Below are 18595 nucleotides of genomic sequence, written 5' to 3'. Positions count from 1 at the left end.
TCCAACTCAAGATTCTCGAACTTTTGGGCAACTCTCTGCTTGAGCTTGAGCCATTGGGCAGCGATCGCGCAAACAGGGTTGATAGTAGGCCGCTTCTTGTTCTAACGGCGGGGGGATCTGACCAAACACCATTTCACAACTATAATCTTCAAAATCAGGAACCATTGTGAGGGGAATGCCGAAATCGCGCGTGAAAAAATCTTGTGTTGGTAACTTGCACATATTGATGCACATTCCTACACAATTACTACTTTCTAAATAGCGACATTTCTTAATGTGAACTCCACTTTTCTGTTTTATGAGTTCTCCTTTGTTTCCAAAGATCTCAACCTCTTTCACTTCGCAGGGGCCAACTAGCCACTCAAATAATTTGGTTGCAAACCAGGCATTTAATTCGCAAACCAAGCGAGTTGGAGAAAAGGAAGCCCGAACGATAGCTAAGACTGGCGCAGGCACTAGCGATTTTAAAATGACAGCAACCACTGCTTGCTGTTCGTGAGCATTACGCCTTAGCATAATTTGCTTCGATAAATCGACAAGACCCTCATAGCCCTTCAGCTTTGTTCGTTTGCCAACCGCTTGAGCCATTTTGTGAGAAAACAACCAGATGAATAACTTATCAAATAAATTATCTCGATAGACTGTACTTTCTATGCGTTCCATAATCTCATTATGATGCATATCTGCGAGTGATTTTCAGGGTGAAATAATCTATATCTGAAAGCAGTGGCAGTTTAGAGATTACTTCGGCATCCAGGAATTGATGAATTGAGTGGCGATCTCATCCTGGGCAATCACCTGTCCCTGGCGGTCAAATAAGACAGTACCGACTGTGAGAGCGACGTTCCCGTACTTCTTCACATAAGCCTGTGCTCTCTGAGAAATGATCGTGGCTAATGCCTGAAACACCTTCCCTGCTAAATCGAGTGCAACTAAACTTTGATACGCCGCATCTGCCGTTTTGGATGCTAAAACAGCTTCTATCGTAGACAAGCTACCCCCCGTCCTGGCGACTGCGGCGCTGATAATTTCTAATTTGGCATCCGCGAGGTGACTGGAGGTATTGAAAATGCCCCCTGCCAGTTTCACCAATTTCCCCTGGTAGCCCAGCAGCAGTACAGATTCTGCACCACGTAAACCTGCTTCGATGAGCAATGCCCCAATCCAGTTACCCGTTTGGACAATAGCGGTTTCTGGAAACCCCATTTGTTGGGCAATGTGAATACCATGACTGCCAATACAAAAGACTAAATGCGTGTGAAATTTCACTTTTGTTTGCAGTATTTGACGTAAATCCTCCAGGTGATCTTCGGTGGAAAGGGGTTGGGAGATGCCGCTCGTTCCCAACAGTGACAGTCCTTCCAGAACACCAAAGGCTTCGTTAGAGGTGCGTTGAGCTAGTTGCCGACCTTCGGGCATAACAATGGCAACCGTGACGGTTTGATCGGCAGGAATCAACGGCAGCAGGTTCGCCTCAAATAAACGGCGAGCATACCGATAAATGGCTGGATCACCGGATGGCGTTTTGCCAATGCCCTCTCCGGCTTCTAGAATCAGCGGTTCTGCTTGGCGGGGCAAAAGTTTGACCCACGCCCAAATGGGGGTGTTGCGAGTCAGGTCTAAATTATCGCCAGGGTCGCTGATGGTGATTGCCAGAGCACTGTTGCTGTCTAGACGAGCGATTTGCTGGATGGGAATGATTGCTTCGTCGGGTAATAGATCCAGGGTGACGGTTTGCAGGGGTTCGGGGCGATCACCTTGAAGATAGACTAAGGCAGCTTTAGCGGCTGCGACAGCGAAAACGGGAAGGGTGTAACCGGAACGTGCCATTCGGTAAGAAAGGGAGTGAGGAAGTGAAGGGGTGAAGGGGTGAAGGAGTAAGCATCCATCTACCCCTTTTCCCCTTTACTCGATCATCGCACCAACCCGCCAAATGAACGATAGAATAGCTGGGCTAAAACTGAATGACTCTACCAGAGGTAAAGCTACGTACACTTCCATGGGGTACCTGAATGAGCAACTGTCCCTGGTCATCCAGTCCAATCGCTTGCCCTGCAATGGATTCTCCATTGAGTTCCAGGGTAATGGAGCGATCGCGTAGCCCATCACGACGATGTAATTCGGGAAACAAAGAAACAATCCCAGAAAACTGGGGTGAGTTGTATTTTTGAGCAATGATATCTCTGACCTGGGTCAAATAGTGGCGCAATCGCTCCAATAGAACCAGTTCCTCCGGTATCAGACTAGAAACCTGATGCAGACTAATCGCATTCCGAATCTGCTCTAGAGCCAGTCCAGCCTGAGCAAAGTCAACACAGCGATTGAGTCCAATACCCGCAACAATCTGCGTTTGCCCAGAGCTAGAAGTGGCTTCACATAAAATTCCGGCAACTTTACGTCCTGCAATCACTACATCATTGGGCCACTTCAGTTGCAATTTTCCCTGTTGGTCAGGGAGTAAATCCTCAATAGCGTAGATCGCCGCTAACCCAATAGCCAGAGGCAAGCCTGATAATTGAGGCGTTGGAAAATCAAGGACAAAGCTCGCAGTCAATACCCCGCTTGGAGAATGCCAGATACGTCCATGCTGTCCTCGCCCTGCGGTTTGACGACGGGTAAACACAACAGCACCATGATGTAGGCGATCGGCGTAGGTCAGTGCCCAGGTGTTTGTGCTGGGGCAACTGTCAACCCAATGCAGCCACCAGGGTAGATCGGTAGGATCAGGATCGCCAAAAGCAGGAAATTGAATGAGTGGGAGATTGTACATATCGGCAAAATACCAACTCCCCCAGTGCTTGAAAATGCCCCCGGTAGGGTTTAACAAAGTCAATGTCAAGATTGATTAACAGTGTGATGGAATATGCCTGGGGCGGGGATTGCATTGAAACCAGATTTGGTCAATTATGTGAGCAATCGGTTTACTCGACGTTCAACTAAAGTGCAATTCAATAAGAATATGCTTCTAGGGTTCCGATTTAGCTGGGGCTTCAGCTAAATGGCTGGTCCAAGAGAAGCAGCCAACCTGAGATCCTGACTTTCAAGGATGTTGCGTTGGTCACACGGAGGGAAAAAAGCCCGGGAGAGCCACACAGGTTTGCAAAGCTGTTGGTGATCCTGGGCTTTGCTGTTGGCGTTGGAGGTTGCTCTAACACCAGGAATGTGGGGTTTGGTTTCTGATTCCCAAACTGATTATCTAATCCTAATCGGAGGAGTTAATGGTGCAATCGTCTGTGCTGCCAAATGCTGGTTCATCCCATCCAGAGGTGCTCAATCCAGATCTAATTTTATTGAATGAAACGCTGCCAGGTGGCGCGTACTGGCATGGTGTCATCAAACGGGGAAATACCTTGCGTGTGACTGATTTAGAAGGATCTCAAGGCGTTTCACTGATTTGCTATAACGCAGACAGCCCAATCGAGCGGCTGAACGTTGCTGACACCGCCAAGATTCAGTTCAATGCCTTCTTAAAAAGAGGCATGGTGATTTATTCAGATATGGGGCGAGTGTTGTTCTCGATTACTGAAGACACTGCTGGACATCATGATCTCATCTGTGGATGTAGCAACGCCGCGAGTAACGCGACAAAATACGGCGAAGGTTCCTACAACAAATATGGAGAGAGTGATTACAACAACTCGCGCAACAATTTTTTAAAGGCATTAGGAAAACGAGGCTTAACTCGCAAAGATCTGATGCCTAACATCAATTTGTTTAGCTATGTAGCAGTCCATCCTAATGGTGATTTGGAATACCGCCCAGGCTATGAGAAGCCAGGAAGCTTCATTGATTTGCGGGCAGAAATGAATGTACTGGCGATCGTTTCTAATTGTCCGCATGTACTTCATCCTGATACGGTTTATAAGCCTAAGCCCATTCAACTCACCGTTTGGCAATCTCCTGCTCCTGCCCCCGATGATCTTTGCCGAACTGCTAATGAAGAAGTCATTCGCGGTTTCATCAACACTGATGCCCTGTTTGCTCAGGTTTAGTTTGCTCAGGTTTAAGGATTAGAAAACTATTGGAGGACAGAAACAATGGTTGCAGCACAATCGATTGACCGTGAACCCGCTACAGCAATTTATGATGAGGTTTTGCCTGCTCGTCAACCCTGGTCGCGAGTTGTGAAAAAAGGACAGACTCTTCGGATTATTGATCTGCAAGCGAATCAAGCCGTTGATACGTTGATTTATAACGCGCAGGATACCTCCGAGCGTTATAGCGCACCCGATACAGTCGTGCGTCAGGGGAATATCTTCATCACTACAGGTACTCAACTCATTTCTAATGAGGGAAACGTGATGATGACGGTAATCTATGATGATTGTGGCAGGCACGATACGCTGGGTGGTGCTTGTAGCATGGAGAGTAATTCTGTGCGCTATGGCTTGCACAAGAAACATTTGCACGCCTGTGTAGAGAACTATTTGCTAGAACTTAGCAAATATGAAATGAACAAGCGCGACTTGGTCAGTAATATCAACTTTTACATGAATGTTCCTGTGAGTGAGGATGGCACCTTAGAAATTGTAGACGGCATCTCTGAAGCAGGGAAAATGGTAGATTTGCAAGCTGAGATGGATGTGATGGTGTTGATCTCCAATTGCCCCCAAATTAATAATCCCTGTAATGCTTATAATCCTACGCCGATTCGGTTGATTATTTGGGATGCCGTGTAAGGGAATGGGGAGTGGGGAGTGGGGAGAAGACACCCGCTCCCTGTTCTCTTGTGTTCACTTTAGTGCCTGACTCTTTCCAGTCTTCTTTGAGAAGGTGTTCATGTTCAACAAAGTTCTCATTGCTAATCGGGGTGAAATTGCCTGTCGTGTGATTCGGACGCTCGATCTCCTGGGAGTTGCAACGGTTGCCGTTTATTCAGATGCAGATGCTCATACTCAACATGTTTCAATGGCAACCGAAGCGGTGTGTCTTGGTGCTGCCCCGGTGGCTGAAAGCTATCTCAGGTACGATCGCATTTTGGAGCTTACTCAGCGAACTGGAGCACAAGCCATTCATCCGGGTTATGGCTTTCTGAGTGAGAACATTGAGTTTGCAGAAGCCTGTGAGCAGGCAGGAATTGCGTTCATTGGTCCAACACCGAATCAAATTCGTCGGTTTGGTTTGAAACATACGGCTCGTGAATTAGCAGAACAAAATCAGGTGCCATTAGTTCCTGGGACAGGGTTATTAAAAAGCTTGGAGCAAGCACAACAGTTCGCCACAGAAATTACCTATCCGGTAATTCTCAAAAGCACGGCTGGTGGGGGTGGAATTGGGATGCAGGTCTGTTTTGATGCAACAGAATTAGCCGATGCGTTTGAGAAGGTGCAACGTTTAAGCCAAGCTAATTTTAAGCAAAGTGGGGTATTTCTAGAAAAATATATTCAAACGGCGCGACATATTGAAGTTCAAATTTTTGGGGATGGAAATGATCATGTGATTGCACTAGGGGAGCGTGATTGCTCGACTCAACGCCGCAATCAGAAAGTGATTGAGGAAACGCCTGCACCCGGAATCAGCGATGCATTGCGGCAGCAACTTTATGATTGTGCCGTGCGCTTAGGACAGGCAGTGAATTATCGATCGGCAGGTACGGTTGAATTTGTATTGGATGTGGCAACCCAACAGTTTTACTTTTTAGAGGTGAACACGCGCCTCCAGGTCGAACATGGGGTGACTGAAACGGTCAGCAGAATTGATCTGGTGGAGTGGATGGTGCGGCTGGCAGCAGGGGATTCTACATTCTTGGAGACCTACCATCATCAACCCCAGGGACATTCCATTCAAGTACGAATTTATGCCGAGGATGCCAACAAAAACTTTCAGCCCAGTTCTGGTCTTCTGAGTGCGGTTCATTTTCCAGAAACGGTTCGCTGCGATCGCTGGATTGAGACAGGAACAGAAGTGACACCCTTTTACGATCCCTTATTAGCAAAAGTAATTGTGCATGGAGAGAACCGGGAAGCGGCGATCGCTCACCTCCAATCGGCATTGCAAGCATCAGAAATTGCTGGAATTGAAACTAATCTGGAGTATTTGCGCCAGGTCATTCATAGTCCTGAATTTGCTCAAGGAACCGTCAGCACGCGCTACCTCAGCACCTTTGCATACAAGCCTCGCACGATCGATATTCTCGATGGTGGCACGTACACCACTATTCAAGACTATCCCGGACGGGTTGGCTATTGGGATATTGGTGTACCGCCATCAGGACCACTGGATCATCTGGCATTCCGTCTAGCAAATCGCATTTTAGGCAATGCTGAATCGGCTGCTGGGTTGGAATGTACGGTGATGGGTCCAACTTTACGCTTCAACTGTGACACGGTAATTTGCCTCACGGGTGCGGCGATGAAAGCCACCCTGAATAATCAACCTATCCCCTACTGGACAGCCGTTCCGGTTCAAGCAGGCAGTACTCTTAAACTCAACGCTATTCAAGGCTACGGCTACCGCACTTATCTTGCCATTCAACATGGCTTTGATGTCCCTGAATATTTAGGCAGCAGGGCAACATTTACGCTAGGTCAATTTGGCGGACATGCGGGACGAACTCTGAGAGCGGGTGATGTGCTGCGGTTAGGAACGGGGAACGGGGAATGGGGAGTGGGGAATGCAACATCGCTCTCGACTCCCGACTCTCTCCCGGTTGAGCTTATTCCGCACTACACAGACGAATGGGAGATTGGTGTTCTCTACGGGCCTCACGGCGCACCTGATTTTTTTACCGAAGCTGATATTGAGTTGCTTTTCTCAACCCGCTGGATCATTCACCACAATTCAGCCAGAACCGGCATTCGCCTCATTGGGCCTAAACCAGAGTGGGCACGATCGGATGGCGGTGAAGCAGGGTTACATCCCTCCAATATTCACGATAATGCTTATGCGATCGGCACCATTGACTTTACAGGCGATATGCCGATCATCCTGGCTCACGATGGTCCCAGTTTAGGTGGGTTTGTCTGCCCAGCGACGATTGTTCAAGCTGAACTGTGGAAAATTGGACAACTGAAACCTGGAGATACGGTTCGATTTTATTGCCTCACCCCTGAGATAGCCCTTCAGCAAGAACTAGAGCAAGATCGCCAGATTGAAACGTTGTCTCCGGCAGCAGTCGCTTCCCCTCCACCTTCCACCCTACTCCCCTCTCCCCATTCCCCCATCCTCCATCGCATCCCCCCCACTCCCATTCAACCTGCTGTCACCTATCGGCAAGCCGGAGATAAGTTCTTACTGGTTGAATATGGTTCCCTGGCGCTGGATTTGAATCTTCGGTTCCGCGCTCATGCGTTGATGGAGTGGTTGAGAGCAAATCACCTGCCGGGAATCGTTGATCTCACACCGGGAATTCGATCGCTCCAAATCCATTATGACAGTCGAGTTTTGCCAACTCAAGAATTGCTCAGTACCTTGATTGCAGCCGAATCTGAGCTACCTGATGTTGATGATATGGAAGTGCCCACTCGGATTGTGCATCTGCCGCTCTCTTGGGATGATGAATCGACCCAGTTAGCAATTCAGAAGTACATACAGTCGGTGCGATCGGATGCGCCTTGGTGTCCCAGTAATATCGAATTCATCCGCCGTATTAATGGATTAGACAGCATTGAACAAGTTCGAGACATTGTGTTTAATGCCAGCTATTTGGTGATGGGTTTAGGCGATGTTTACTTGGGCGCACCCGTTGCAACTCCCCTTGATCCGCGCCATCGTCTAGTCACGACAAAATACAACCCGGCTCGTACCTGGACTCCTGAAAATGCGGTGGGGATTGGCGGTGCTTATTTGTGCATCTATGGCATGGAAGGACCAGGAGGCTATCAGTTCGTAGGGCGAACGGTTCCCGTGTGGAATCGCTACAAGCAAACGGAGGATTTCCAACAACCCTGGCTACTACGTTTTTTTGATCAAATCCGCTTCTTTCCGGTTTCAGCCGCAGATCTGTTGCGCTATCGAGAAGATGTGATTCAGGGCAAAGTGAAGCTCGATATTCAGGAAGAGAAATTTAATCTAAGGCAGTATCACGAGTTTTTGGCGGCGAATGCCGATAGTATTGCCACATTCAGAGCGAAACAGCAGGCGGCATTTGCGGCGGAGCGCGATCGCTGGGTGGCTGCGGGAGAATTCACGCGCCAGGAAAATCTGGAAGACACGCAATCAGAAGCCGTCGATACTCCTGAAATTACTCTGCCGGATACAGTTGAAGCGGTGGTTGCCCATATTTCTGCTAATGTCTGGCAGGTGTTGGTACAATCGGGCGATCAGGTCGCTGAGGGCGATCGCCTGGTGATTCTCGAAGCAATGAAAATGGAAATTGTGGTGCTGGCGGAGAGTGCGGGCACAATTGCAGACATATTTTGTCAACCAGGGCAAACCATAATGGCAGGTCAACTTTTGGTCGCTATTCAACCAAATTAGAACGTAAAGAAGTTGAGCAGCGGAAGAAAAGGTAAATACAAACCTCATTTAACTCGACCATCGTTATGATTAGGAGCAGTCTCTTGGTTTGACGCTTATGACCTCTGTAGTCATCTCTCCAGTTCCAGTCCAAGCAGAAACGCCTGATGAGTGGATTGCGCTGGGACAAAGAATTCATGGTGGCTTTGGCAGTTACCTGGCGGTGGGAATTCGGATTGGATTAGATGCCAGAACTCGTTTAGGTGCTACCCCGCGTGAGTTGGATGTTACCTATCACACGGGAAAAGATGCCCCCTGCCCCTGTATGGTGGATGGCATCATGATTGCAACCGTTGCCTCCCCCGGACAAAACACGTTACGAGTTGTGTTTGACCAAGGTGGTTCAACGTTGTTTGGGGTTGCCATAATTCGTCATCGCAAGACTGGAGAAACTCTGCGATACAGTGTTCCAGCATCTACACGGTTGCGCTTGGATGAGTGGAATGAGGCTCATAATGAGCGTGGACGCTATGCTGCTGTGATGGCTGCACCTCAAGACTTCTTGTTTCAAGTCGAGCTGCAATCATCAAAATCAATTGGAGAGTAATGGTGACGACGATCGCGTATTTAGACTGCCCGGTTGGAATTGCCGGGGATATGTGCCTCGGCGCTTTAGTCAGTGCAGGAGTGCCCCTCGACTACCTCAACCAGGTTCTGTCTCAACTCAGCATTGACCAGGAGGTGAAGGTGTGGTCAGAACTGGTGCAACGGCATGGACAGGAGGCGCTGAAAGTTCATGTGGAACTGTTAGATCATCACTCAGATCATCTTGATAGTCACGACTCGGAATCACATGAGCATTCTGAGCATCATCACTTTCACTCTCATCATCGACACTTACCAGAGATTGAACAAATCATTCAAGCTTCAAACCTGCCTCAACGAGTGAAAGATTGGAGTTTGACGGTTTTTAGAAAACTGGCGATCGCCGAAGGGAGTGTTCACGGGATTCCGCTAGAACAGGTGCATTTCCATGAAGTTGGAGCACTGGATGCGATCGTGGATATTGTCGGAACCTGTGCCGGATTAGATTGGCTGGGAGTTGAGCAAGTCTTTTGTTCGCCGTTGCCAGTGGGTGGGGGCTTTGCTAATTGTGAACATGGAAAACTGCCTGTTCCTGTTCCAGCGGTGCTGAAGCTGTGGGAATTGCATCAAGTGCCTGTGTTTAGCAATGGAATTAAAAAGGAATTGGTCACACCGACTGGAGCCGCGATCGCCGTCGCCCTCAGCCAAGCCTTTGGTGATCCTCCCGCCATGACTTTAGAGAAAGTGGGCTTGGGAGCAGGATCACAGGATTTGGAATTGCCAAATTTAGTGAGACTTTGGTTAGGCAAGCGGGATGTTGCCCTGCGACATGGCTAACCCTAAACGAGTGCTGATTTTGGGTGGAACCGGGGATGCAACAGAACTAGCCGCTAGAGCTGCTGAAATACCAGAAGTGGAAGTCATTACTTCGTTAGCAGGTCGCACTCGGCAGCCCGTAGTGCCTTCCGAAAACACCCGGATCGGCGGATTTGGTGGAGTGGCAGGACTGATAGAGTATTTGCGAGAACAGCAGATTGATGTGCTGATAGATGCCACTCATCCCTTTGCGGCTCAAATTTCGTTTAATGCGGCTGATGCTGTCACTGCGCTTGGCATTCCCCATTTAATGCTGGTTCGTCCAGCCTGGGAACGAACAGAGGGCGATGCTTTCGGCACACTGCGTGACCGCTGGATTGAAGTGGACAGTCATGAAGCTGCCGCCGCCACCTTACCAGACCTTGCCCAGCGCATCTTTCTGACGATTGGGCGGCAGGAACTCGCTGCCTTTGCCCATCTGCAAGATCTCTGGTTCCTGATGCGAATGATTGATCCCCCTCTACCGGATGCGGCTGTCCCTCCCGGAAAACTCCTCCTGGAACGGGGACCGTTTTCACTGGATGATGAGCGATCGCTATTGCAACAGTACGAGATTGGGGCGATCGTCAGCAAAAACAGCGGCGGAAATGCCACCTATGCCAAGATTGTTGCGGCACGGGAGTTAGGAATTCCGGTTGTGATGATCCAGCGTCCACCCATTCCACCAGGAGACATCGTTGCAGATATAGAGAGTGCTCTGTCGTGGCTTAAAAACACGTTGTCGCGATTCGATAAATAGTCAGCTCATATGCCCCATCACCCGCTGCAACTAACCTCAAACTCAGATAGTGAACCTTTCACTTCATAGACTATATTTTCAGCCTCGTGGTTTATCCTTTTACCACAGCCCACTGTGTCACAGGTGCCATTGCCTTCCAGCCTAAAAATTTACCGACAGGTTCTGCCCGCTGAATGGCAATGCGGGTCAGGGTTCCGCCCAGCTTGCCTTGCCACTGAAAGAGCATGTGTTCGCTCTCGACTGTAACCGCATTGGCAACCAGGCGACCACCGGGACAAAGCGCTTTCCAGCAGGTGTTCAACAAATCTGGTGTGGTGAGTCCACCGCCAATGAAAATAGCATCCGGTTCTGGGAGATCTTTGAGCGCATCTGGGGCTGCTCCAACCACAATTTGCAGATGGGGAACGCCTAAAGCCGTTGCGTTATCGGCAATGTATTGCAGGCGCGTGGGGTGTTGTTCAATGGCGATCGCGCGACATCGGCGATCGCTGCGTAGCCATTCAATGGCGATCGAGCCACAGCCTGCACCGACATCCCATAACAGTTGTCCGGGTAATGGCGCAAGGGTAGATAGTGTGATCGCGCGAACTTCTCGTTTTGTTAATTGTCCGTCGTGGTGGTAGGCAGTGTCGGGAAGGCCGGGAAGGCGGTGGGCATGGGGAGTGGGGCATGGGGAGTGGGCGTGAATGGCAATGGTGTTGAGATCGGCAAGGTCGGTGATCGTCCAGTCGGAGGCAATGCTTTCAGTGATCCGTTCGTGGATGCCGCCCATGCGTTCTAGAACCATGATTTGACTGTCGCCATAGCTCTGTTGGGTTAGAAGTTGAGTGACCGTGCTGGGGGTAGTTTTGTCGGCACTGAGGATCAAAATTTTGGCACCAGGGTAAAGCACAGCGTTTAAGAGAGCCAGATCGCGCCCGCAGAGGCTGAGGGTTTCCACCTCGGTGAGCGACCAACCCAGACGGGCACAGGCGAGGCTAAAGGCAGAGGGAGCGGGAACAATCATCATTTCCGTGATGGGGATGTGGCGGCTCAGGGTCACGCCAATGCCGTAACACATCGGGTCACCGCTAGCCAGCACACAGATCGACTGCCCCCGACGCTGAGTGATCTGCTGTACCGAGTCTGCGATCGGGGAAGTCCAGAGCAGCTTTTCGCGTTTATCCTCTGAAGGTAATAGGGCGAGATGGCGTTCTCCACCGACGATCAGAGTGGCTTGAGCCAGGAGCGATCGCCCTACCGGACTGATTCCCTCCAGCCCATCCTCACCAATTCCCACAATCGATAGCCACTTTTGCATTGCCCCTCCTGGTCTTAAGAAAGATTTGAGAATTGAAGTTTTGCGCGGTCAATGTGATACGCTGCATTGGCTTGATGCTGGGAAAGTCCGGTGCGATTCCGGTACTGTGCCGCAACTGTAATGCGATTTTAGATTGGCGATTGTAGATTGAAACCATACGGTTCAATCCAAAATCCAAAATCTCAAGTCTAAAATCGATCAAGTCAGAATGCCAGTCTCAAGTACGTTCCGAATGAGCGTTATCTGAATCAACTCTCTGCGTCGCACGGAGGAGGCTACTGTGACTTGGCTGCTTGAACCGAATGTTTGCCCAGGATTGTTTTATGGCACTCCAGCCCAAGACGGATTCTTAATTCGGATTCGCACCCCTGGTGGGGGATTAAATTTTCAGCAAGGACAAGCGATCGCAACTCTGGTGGAACAATGGGGCAGTGCAGCGATCCAGGTGACAAATCGCGCCAACTTGCAAATTCGAGCCGTTCACACTGCCCCGACTGCCGAGGTTTTTCAGACCCTACAGACACTGGGGCTTGCGGCTCAAAATCCGAGCATTGATCATCTCCGCAATCTGATGACCAGCCCCACAGCGGGAATTGATTCACAAGAATTGACTGATACTCGTCCATTGGTGCAAGCGTTAGATGCCTATATTCAAAGCCATCCAGAACTGGCTGACCTGCCTGCCAAATTTAGTATTGGGATTGATGGAGGAGGCGCAGTTGGGATTGGCACTCGGTCAGAAATTCCCTGGGAGCATCGTTACAACGAGATTCAGCTTTCGGCAGTTCTGGGGAGTGGAGAATGGGAAATAGGGAATGGGGAATGTCCTGCTACCCTCCACTCCCTACTCCCTACTCTCCACTCCCTCCCTAGAAACATCTATTTTCAGTTGGCATTGGGTGGTAATAAACAGTTGTGGGACACGCAGGTGTTGATTCAGCCTGATCAGTGTGTCTCTGTCGTAGCAGCCTTGGCAAGGGGCTATCTGGATTATGTGAATCAGTCGCCACGCCTACAGAAAAAGCCCCGAATGAAACACCTGCTGCAAGATTGGGGCATCGAGCGCTATCTCCATCAGGTGAATCAGTATCTAACCTGTCCACTCCGCCCAGTGATAGCCTGTCCCACTTCCTTCTCGACTCAGCGATATGCCCATCTGGGGGTTCATCCTCAACGACAACCCGGCTTGTCTTACATCGGCATTCATCTGAGCTTAGGGCAACTGACCGCAACGCAACTGCAAGAGTTGGTGCAACTGTCCAAAACCTTTGGTAGCAGCGAGCTGCGACTGACCCCCTGGCAAACCATTTTGTTACCAGATATTCCCGATCAACAAGTGGCTGAGGTACTGCAACACCTTTCGTCATTGGGATTCTCAGTATCCGACAATCGGGTTGCTGCTGCGATCGTGGCGTGTGGCGGTAAACCGGGCTGTGCTGCCTCAAAAACGCAGACTCAAACTCATGCGATCGCCCTTGCTAATTCCCTCAATCAGCACCTGACGCTAGAATCTCCCGTCAACATTCATCTCACAGGATGTCCAAAATCTTGCGCTCAACCCAGTCCGGCTGAAATCACTCTGTTGGGTACAACGATTGAACAGTCTGGTGAAACTGTAGAAGGCTATCAGATTTATGTAAGTACGAATCTATACTCCTGTGGTGACTCAAAACAAGAAGCCATTCAACATTATCTGGGAGAGGTGATTGTAGCTGAATTACCGTCACGAATAGAACAACTGCTGACTCTATACCAACAACGCAGAAAAACGCTAGATGAGTCCTTTGGAGAATTCACAACTCGATTTTCAATTCCAACGATTAAACAATTGATAACTTCCCCGAACCTTTAGAACTTGATGATATTAAAAATCGCATGATTGACTATATTCGCAACGGTGATGATATCTATCGCAAATCCTTTGCCATCATTCGTGCAGAGGCTAGTTTAGAACACTTATCCGATGATTTGGCACAGGTGGCAGTGCGGTTGATCCATGCCTGTGGCATGACGGATATTGTGCAGGATCTCGTGGCTTCACCCGATATAGTACAAGCAGGACGAGCGGCTCTAATCGCAGGGGTGCCCATATTGTGCGATTCGCAAATGGTGGCAAATGGCATTACGCGCAAGCGACTTCCTGCAAATAATGAGATTATTTGCACCCTGAATCAGCCTGAAGTTTTAGCGATTGCCCAGCGCATCAACAATACGCGATCGGCAGCGGCAGTGGATCTCTGGACACCTTACCTGGCTGGGGCTGTTGTGGCGATCGGCAATGCCCCAACAGCCCTGTACCGTCTGCTCGAACTACTGGATGAGGGAGCACCCAAACCTGCATTGATTTTGGGCTTTCCGGTTGGCTTTGTCGGAGCTGCCGAATCGAAAGCAGAACTGGCGGCCAATAGTCGTGGTGTTCCCTTTATCACGCTCAACGGTCGGCGGGGTGGTAGTGCGATCGCCGCTGCTGCCGTCAATGCCCTAGCCCAGGAGAACGAACTATGAACACAGGTAAACTCTACGGCTTAGGCATTGGTCCAGGTGACCCCGAACTGCTGACACTGAAAGCTCACCGGATTTTGACCTCCGTTCCTGTGATTGCCTACCCGACCTTAGAGAACGGCAAGGTATTGGCGCGGGCGATCGTGGCCGATTTCATTCGTCCCGACCAAATTGAAATTCCGATGCCGTTGCCCTTTAGCGTGGAGCGATCGTCTCAACCGTACTACGACATTGCCGCCGAGAAAATCGCTGAGCATCTGAGCGTCGGACGGGACGTGGCCGTGTTGTGCGAGGGAGAACCCATGTTGTATGGCAGTTTCATGTATCTGTTTCAGCGTTTAGCCTCGCGATTTCCCACTGAAGTCGTACCAGGAATTTCGTCCACAATGGCCAGTGCCGCCATGTTAGGTGTGCCCATTACCTTTCGCAATGATGTGTTGAGCATTATGCCGGCAACGCTGGATGCAGAAACATTGCGCGATCGCCTTGCAGTGGTGGATGCAGCAGTCATTATCAAACTGGGTAGACACTTTGCCAAAGTCCGCACCATTCTGGATGAACTCGGATTACTTGATCGCGCCCTCTACATCGAACGAGCCACTCAACCCAACCAGCGAATTGTCGCCATTACCGAGATTGATCCAGCCGAGGTGCCCTACTGGTCGCTGATTCTGATTCCCAGCCAAACCCAACCCCAATGAAACCCCAATGAAACCCCGATGAACGCACCTGTTATTGTCATTTTGGGAGAAGCCAGTATCACCGTTGCCCGCCAAATCCAGACTGCCATTCCTGAAGCCGTTATCTATGGGCTAGCCAGCCGCACGCAATCAGCAACCATCACCTACGACAGCTTCGGCGACACCGTTCGGGAATTGTTTCGCTCAGGCACTCCCATCATTGGAGTTTGTGCAGCAGGTATTTTGATTCGCACGATCGCCCCCCTGCTGACCAATAAATGGCAGGAACCCCCAGTTTTAGCGATCGCTGAAGATGGCAGTGCCGTTGTGCCGTTACTAGGTGGCTTACAGGGCGTGAATCATTTGGCGCGTCAAATTGCAGCCGTTTTGCAAGTGTCTCCTGCCATTACAACAACAGGCGATCTGCGATTTCAAACCGCCCTGTTATCGCCACCAGCGGAATACCGCTTGGTGAATCCTGATGATGCTAAAACCTTTATTTCAGACCTACTGGCAGGCGCTACCGTCAACCTCGTCGGTGAAGCACCCTGGTTAGAAACGAGCCGTTTACCTATTTCAACCAAAGGGAAACTCACAATTCAAATTGTGCAGCAGGGTAGCTCAGAACAAACACCAAGTATTCACTGTCTAGTATATGAGTTTAATCCAGAGTCCATCCACTCCCCACTCCCCACTCCCCACTCCCCACAGAGAAAGCTTGCGATCGTCGGCACAGGTCCTGGCTCCTCTGCCTGGATGTCTCCCGAAGTGAAAGAGATTCTGCAATCCGCAACGGATTGGGTCGGATATAAAACCTATTTGAATCTGGCAGAATCGTTACGGAAACCCCACACCACTCGCCACGAATCCGATAATCGAGTAGAACTCGATCGCGCCCGCATGGCGTTGGATTTAGCGGCAACCGGGCGAACGGTAGCGATCGTATCATCGGGTGATCCAGGCATTTATGCAATGGCTGCTGCCGTTTTCGAGGTGCTGGAGCGAGAAGCAAACCCAGCATGGGAGCAGGTTGAAATTCAGGTCTGTCCCGGAATTTCGGCGATGCAAGCCGCTGCTGCCCAGGTGGGCGCACCATTGGGACATGACTTTTGTGCTATTTCTCTCTCCGATATTCTTAAGCCGTGGGAGGTGATCGCTCAACGGATCGCCGCCGCCGCTCAGGCAGATTTTGCGATCGCCTTCTACAATCCCGTCTCTAAACAGCGCACCTGGCAACTCGAAAAAGCAAAAGAGATTTTGTTGCAGTGGCGATCGCCCCAAACACCCATCGTGTTAGCTCGCAATCTGGGCAGACCTGGGCAAACAGTGACGGTTAAGTCATTGGAGCAGTTGGCGATCGACGATGCCGATATGCGAACGGTGATTTTGATCGGCTCCAGTAAAACTCGAATCGTACAACAGAGGCAGGGAAAACAATGGATCTATACTCCCCGACACTATTGAGGCTAATCTATTGCAACGGCACGACTCCAGAAAAGCAGCACAATCCTTACATTGCAAATTGATCCAACGGAAGTCGAAGATGCTAGAGTTGCGATTCTTGAGTCGGGTTCGTCCACCCTGGCAAGGTCCAGGTATCTTCAAAATTGATTCCGATCGCTTTTTCTTCCGGGTTGCAAATGAAGGTGGACTTGAAAGAGGTTCAGAACGGCTTTGTTGCATGATTAGAAAAACGACCAGACCTGCCTTAAGGTCGTCCTGGTATTAAGCTGCAACTTTGTAGCTATCAGGTTTAGCGATCTGGATCATCCGGTTGAGCGCAGCACATTTGATGAACAGTTCCACCGCTTGATTGTCAAATTGACGCGCGCTGAGATTGCCACCAAAAATTGTCTTAAAGCGAAACATGGTGGTTTCGGCAATGGAGCGGCGATGATAGCCAGAATCCTGCTTCCAGCGTTTGCGTCCATGTTTGCGGATGTGACGCAGATTTTCATCTCTCGCATGGGGCTTGCCTTTGCGATTACCATGCTGCCAGATTTTGGCATCTTTGCGCGGTGGAATCACGGCTTTGGCTCCTTTGGCATCAATTTCGTCATAGCAATGGCGATGGTCATAAGCACCATCGGTTGAAACCTGTTCAATTTCCCCTTCAATCTGTTCCAGGAGGTCTTCTAGCACTTCTCCATCCGCCACATTATTGGTTGTCACGACCATTGCCACAATCTCGCCCGTAGCTTCATCAACCCCTAGATGCAGTTTGCGCCAAGTCCGACGCTTGCTCACCCCATGCTGACGGGTTTTCCATTCCCCTTCACCATAGACTTTTACCCCAGTCGAATCGACCACCACATGACGAGCACCCGGTTTCGGCACAATCGGTAAGTCAATGCTCAGGTTCCCAATTCGCCGTGATAGTGTACTGTGGTCAGGCACAGGCAAGTCAATTTCCATCAACTCAAAAATTGATTCGAGAAATCCTTGACACTGTCGTCCAGCCAGGCGATAGACCGCTTTGACAGTCGCCATCGTTTGAATCGCAAGGTCACTATAGAGGACAGACGCACCTGGTTTGCCGCTCAAATCTTCGACCACCCACTGCTCCAGAACCGATTCCTCAATCCAGAAGGTGAGGCTTCCCCGTTGCTTCAGTCCAGCGTTATACTCAGACCAGTTGCGGATGCGGTATTGAGGTTTCATGGCTTGTTTTGGTTGTGGTGATTAAAACTTACCATGCCTCGCCCTCCGCAACTCCTCTTCATGCAACAACGCCGTTCAGAACACAAAGATGCCGATCGCAAGCAGGCAGTGAAAGCGGTATTCTCAGCCACAAAGAAGAAACTGTCTGAGGAGCGCATTCAGGAAGTCGCCAGTTGGTTACCAGAAGCCGGAGTTCGAGAGCTTTGGGAGCAAGCATAGTGCCATTGGGTTAGAGAGAAGCCACCCCGGTCAATTCAGGATATTCGTCATCAATTGAGGTATGGAAGAAGAAACGGCAACCTCCGTTAGTGTATGGCGCATGACTGGAACCGGGGTGAGAGCGGATATAATCTCCAGCACCGTAGACCTCATCCCCAACTACCAGATCCCCTTCCAGCATGAAGATTTCCTCAATCGCCGCATGACGGTGGAATGGATAGCGAACGCCTGGTTCAGCTCGAAGAAACCCAGCCAGTTCTCGCTTAACCTCATCTCGATGAACGATCGCCACCGTAACACCGGGGGTTGCGTGAGGAGTCCAGTCTAAGTTCTGCGATTGCCGAAGGGAGTGTTCACGGGATTCCGCTAGAACAGGTGCATTTCCATGAAGTTGGAGCACTGGATGCGAGTCGATACGTCCTATCAACAGATTCGCCAAAAACGTGGTACTCGCAAAGGTTTCTTTCAAGACATTCTCAGCCTGACGAAGTATTTGTTATTTGAGAGTTGGCAGCAGTTGATTGACTTTATGCTCTCTGATTCCGATCCCTCTCTAACCCTGAACTCTTCTTAGAGTTTTGAATTTGGAATTGCTGAGAAACCGTCCTCGCATCGATTTCTTTTTCTGCAAAAGAT

General features: G+C 50.0%; 18 protein-coding genes and 1 riboswitch. Of the genes, 12 read left to right on the top strand and 6 right to left on the bottom strand.

Translation table 11 applies throughout. The annotated features are described in order from the left end of the window. Positions 1 to 6: 6 nt before the first annotated feature. The 3 genes from ACN4EK_RS02330 to ACN4EK_RS02320 all read right to left on the bottom strand — a co-directional run bounded on the left by ACN4EK_RS02330 (position 7) and on the right by ACN4EK_RS02320 (position 2839). A complete protein-coding gene (locus ACN4EK_RS02330) occupies positions 7 to 663 on the bottom strand; it encodes a DUF4033 domain-containing protein (RefSeq protein WP_431655800.1) in 657 nt (218 codons plus the stop codon). Positions 664 to 741: 78 nt separating this feature from the next. Beyond that, positions 742 to 1830: a cobalt-precorrin-5B (C(1))-methyltransferase CbiD gene (gene cbiD, locus ACN4EK_RS02325; RefSeq protein WP_431655798.1), complete on the bottom strand. Its 1089-nt coding sequence runs from the start codon at positions 1828 to 1830 to the stop codon at positions 742 to 744. Positions 1831 to 1954: 124 nt separating this feature from the next. Further along, positions 1955 to 2839, bottom strand: coding sequence for a biotin--[acetyl-CoA-carboxylase] ligase (locus ACN4EK_RS02320; protein WP_431655796.1), 885 nt, complete (start codon positions 2837 to 2839; stop codon positions 1955 to 1957). Positions 2840 to 2954: 115 nt separating this feature from the next. Continuing rightward, positions 2955 to 3087: riboswitch (guanidine-I (ykkC/yxkD leader) on the top strand. 146 nt (positions 3088 to 3233) lie between these two features. On the opposite strand from ACN4EK_RS02320, the gene ACN4EK_RS02315 reads away from it, so the two are divergent. The 6 genes from ACN4EK_RS02315 to ACN4EK_RS02290 all read left to right on the top strand — a co-directional run bounded on the left by ACN4EK_RS02315 (position 3234) and on the right by ACN4EK_RS02290 (position 10597). Beyond that, entirely contained in the window at positions 3234 to 3992 is a 759-nt protein-coding gene (locus ACN4EK_RS02315) for an urea amidolyase associated protein UAAP1 (RefSeq protein WP_431655795.1), read from the top strand. 45 nt (positions 3993 to 4037) lie between these two features. Beyond that, positions 4038 to 4679: an urea amidolyase associated protein UAAP2 gene (locus ACN4EK_RS02310; RefSeq protein ID WP_431655794.1), complete on the top strand. Its 642-nt coding sequence runs from the start codon at positions 4038 to 4040 to the stop codon at positions 4677 to 4679. A 100-nt stretch (positions 4680 to 4779) separates the two neighbouring features. Next, the gene (gene uca, locus ACN4EK_RS02305) at positions 4780 to 8418 is read left to right on the top strand and encodes an urea carboxylase (RefSeq protein ID WP_431655793.1); all 3639 of its coding nucleotides are present in this window, start codon (positions 4780 to 4782) and stop codon (positions 8416 to 8418) included. 97 nt (positions 8419 to 8515) lie between these two features. Continuing rightward, the gene (locus ACN4EK_RS02300; protein WP_431655792.1) at positions 8516 to 9004 is read left to right on the top strand and encodes a formylmethanofuran dehydrogenase subunit E family protein; all 489 of its coding nucleotides are present in this window, start codon (positions 8516 to 8518) and stop codon (positions 9002 to 9004) included. Then, the gene (larC, locus tag ACN4EK_RS02295; RefSeq protein ID WP_431655790.1) at positions 9004 to 9819 is read left to right on the top strand and encodes a nickel pincer cofactor biosynthesis protein LarC; all 816 of its coding nucleotides are present in this window, start codon (positions 9004 to 9006) and stop codon (positions 9817 to 9819) included. The genes ACN4EK_RS02300 and larC (ACN4EK_RS02295) overlap by 1 nt, the downstream gene beginning before the upstream one ends. Next, positions 9812 to 10597, top strand: coding sequence for a cobalt-precorrin-6A reductase (locus ACN4EK_RS02290; RefSeq protein ID WP_431655789.1), 786 nt, complete (start codon positions 9812 to 9814; stop codon positions 10595 to 10597). The genes larC (ACN4EK_RS02295) and ACN4EK_RS02290 overlap by 8 nt, the downstream gene beginning before the upstream one ends. A 91-nt stretch (positions 10598 to 10688) precedes the next feature. Here the strand turns inward: ACN4EK_RS02290 and cbiE are convergent, their stop codons facing one another. Next, positions 10689 to 11897 (bottom strand): precorrin-6y C5,15-methyltransferase (decarboxylating) subunit CbiE, encoded by a 1209-nt coding sequence (gene cbiE / locus ACN4EK_RS02285; protein ID WP_431655788.1) that lies wholly within the window; start codon positions 11895 to 11897, stop codon positions 10689 to 10691. 280 nt (positions 11898 to 12177) lie between these two features. On the opposite strand from cbiE, the gene cobG reads away from it, so the two are divergent. From cobG to cobJ, 4 genes are read left to right on the top strand one after another with little or no spacing between them, the layout of a single operon-like run. Then, on the top strand, positions 12178 to 13749 hold the full coding sequence (cobG, locus tag ACN4EK_RS02280) for a precorrin-3B synthase (protein WP_431655787.1): 1572 nt from the start codon (positions 12178 to 12180) through the stop codon (positions 13747 to 13749). Positions 13750 to 13772: 23 nt separating this feature from the next. Then, positions 13773 to 14402, top strand: a complete 630-nt coding sequence (locus tag ACN4EK_RS02275; RefSeq protein ID WP_431655786.1) for a precorrin-8X methylmutase — start codon at positions 13773 to 13775, stop codon at positions 14400 to 14402. Further along, a complete protein-coding gene (locus ACN4EK_RS02270; protein ID WP_431655785.1) occupies positions 14399 to 15100 on the top strand; it encodes a precorrin-2 C(20)-methyltransferase in 702 nt (233 codons plus the stop codon). Before ACN4EK_RS02275 ends, ACN4EK_RS02270 begins: the two co-directional genes overlap by 4 nt. An 18-nt stretch (positions 15101 to 15118) precedes the next feature. After that, the gene (gene cobJ / locus ACN4EK_RS02265) at positions 15119 to 16543 is read left to right on the top strand and encodes a precorrin-3B C(17)-methyltransferase (protein WP_431655784.1); all 1425 of its coding nucleotides are present in this window, start codon (positions 15119 to 15121) and stop codon (positions 16541 to 16543) included. A 261-nt stretch (positions 16544 to 16804) separates the two neighbouring features. Here the strand turns inward: cobJ and ACN4EK_RS02260 are convergent, their stop codons facing one another. Next, on the bottom strand, positions 16805 to 17740 hold the full coding sequence (locus ACN4EK_RS02260; RefSeq protein ID WP_431655783.1) for an IS5 family transposase: 936 nt from the start codon (positions 17738 to 17740) through the stop codon (positions 16805 to 16807). A gap of 33 nt (positions 17741 to 17773) precedes the next feature. Between ACN4EK_RS02260 and ACN4EK_RS02255 the strand changes: the two genes are divergently transcribed. Beyond that, on the top strand, positions 17774 to 17959 hold the full coding sequence (locus ACN4EK_RS02255; RefSeq protein WP_431655781.1) for a DUF2267 domain-containing protein: 186 nt from the start codon (positions 17774 to 17776) through the stop codon (positions 17957 to 17959). 10 nt (positions 17960 to 17969) lie between these two features. Here ACN4EK_RS02255 and ACN4EK_RS02250 read toward each other — a convergent pair whose 3' ends face one another. After that, positions 17970 to 18359 carry a cupin domain-containing protein gene (locus ACN4EK_RS02250; RefSeq protein WP_431655780.1) on the bottom strand — a complete coding sequence of 130 codons (390 nt, stop codon included), beginning with the start codon at positions 18357 to 18359 and terminating at the stop codon, positions 17970 to 17972. Here ACN4EK_RS02250 and larC (ACN4EK_RS02245) point away from each other — a divergent pair. Next, entirely contained in the window at positions 18266 to 18463 is a 198-nt protein-coding gene (larC, locus tag ACN4EK_RS02245) for a nickel insertion protein (protein ID WP_431655779.1), read from the top strand. The genes ACN4EK_RS02250 and larC (ACN4EK_RS02245) overlap by 94 nt on opposite strands. Positions 18464 to 18595: the final 132 nt, after the last annotated feature.

The organism is Pantanalinema rosaneae CENA516, assembly GCF_050753385.1.
Taxonomy (GTDB): Bacteria; Cyanobacteriota; Cyanobacteriia; order Leptolyngbyales; family Leptolyngbyaceae; genus Pantanalinema; species Pantanalinema rosaneae.
The sequence above is the reverse complement of the archived record's forward strand: the minus strand, read 5'-3'. Positions and strand labels throughout refer to the sequence as shown.

Excerpts from the sequence above, each read along its gene's own strand:
- ACN4EK_RS02290 (WP_431655789.1), top strand. The coding sequence starts at position 9,812 with ATGGCTAACCCTAAACGAGTGCTGATTTTGGGTGGAACCGGGGATGCA.
- cbiE (WP_431655788.1), bottom strand. The coding sequence starts at position 11,897 with ATGCAAAAGTGGCTATCGATTGTGGGAATTGGTGAGGATGGGCTGGAG.
- ACN4EK_RS02330 (WP_431655800.1), bottom strand. The coding sequence starts at position 663 with ATGGAACGCATAGAAAGTACAGTCTATCGAGATAATTTATTTGATAAG.
- ACN4EK_RS02300 (WP_431655792.1), top strand. The coding sequence starts at position 8,516 with ATGACCTCTGTAGTCATCTCTCCAGTTCCAGTCCAAGCAGAAACGCCT.
- uca (WP_431655793.1), top strand. The coding sequence starts at position 4,780 with ATGTTCAACAAAGTTCTCATTGCTAATCGGGGTGAAATTGCCTGTCGT.
- ACN4EK_RS02255 (WP_431655781.1), top strand. The coding sequence starts at position 17,774 with ATGCCTCGCCCTCCGCAACTCCTCTTCATGCAACAACGCCGTTCAGAA.
- ACN4EK_RS02270 (WP_431655785.1), top strand. The coding sequence starts at position 14,399 with ATGAACACAGGTAAACTCTACGGCTTAGGCATTGGTCCAGGTGACCCC.
- larC (WP_431655790.1), top strand. The coding sequence starts at position 9,004 with ATGGTGACGACGATCGCGTATTTAGACTGCCCGGTTGGAATTGCCGGG.
- ACN4EK_RS02260 (WP_431655783.1), bottom strand. The coding sequence starts at position 17,740 with ATGAAACCTCAATACCGCATCCGCAACTGGTCTGAGTATAACGCTGGA.
- cbiD (WP_431655798.1), bottom strand. The coding sequence starts at position 1,830 with ATGGCACGTTCCGGTTACACCCTTCCCGTTTTCGCTGTCGCAGCCGCT.
- ACN4EK_RS02275 (WP_431655786.1), top strand. The coding sequence starts at position 13,773 with ATGATTGACTATATTCGCAACGGTGATGATATCTATCGCAAATCCTTT.
- cobJ (WP_431655784.1), top strand. The coding sequence starts at position 15,119 with ATGAACGCACCTGTTATTGTCATTTTGGGAGAAGCCAGTATCACCGTT.
- ACN4EK_RS02310 (WP_431655794.1), top strand. The coding sequence starts at position 4,038 with ATGGTTGCAGCACAATCGATTGACCGTGAACCCGCTACAGCAATTTAT.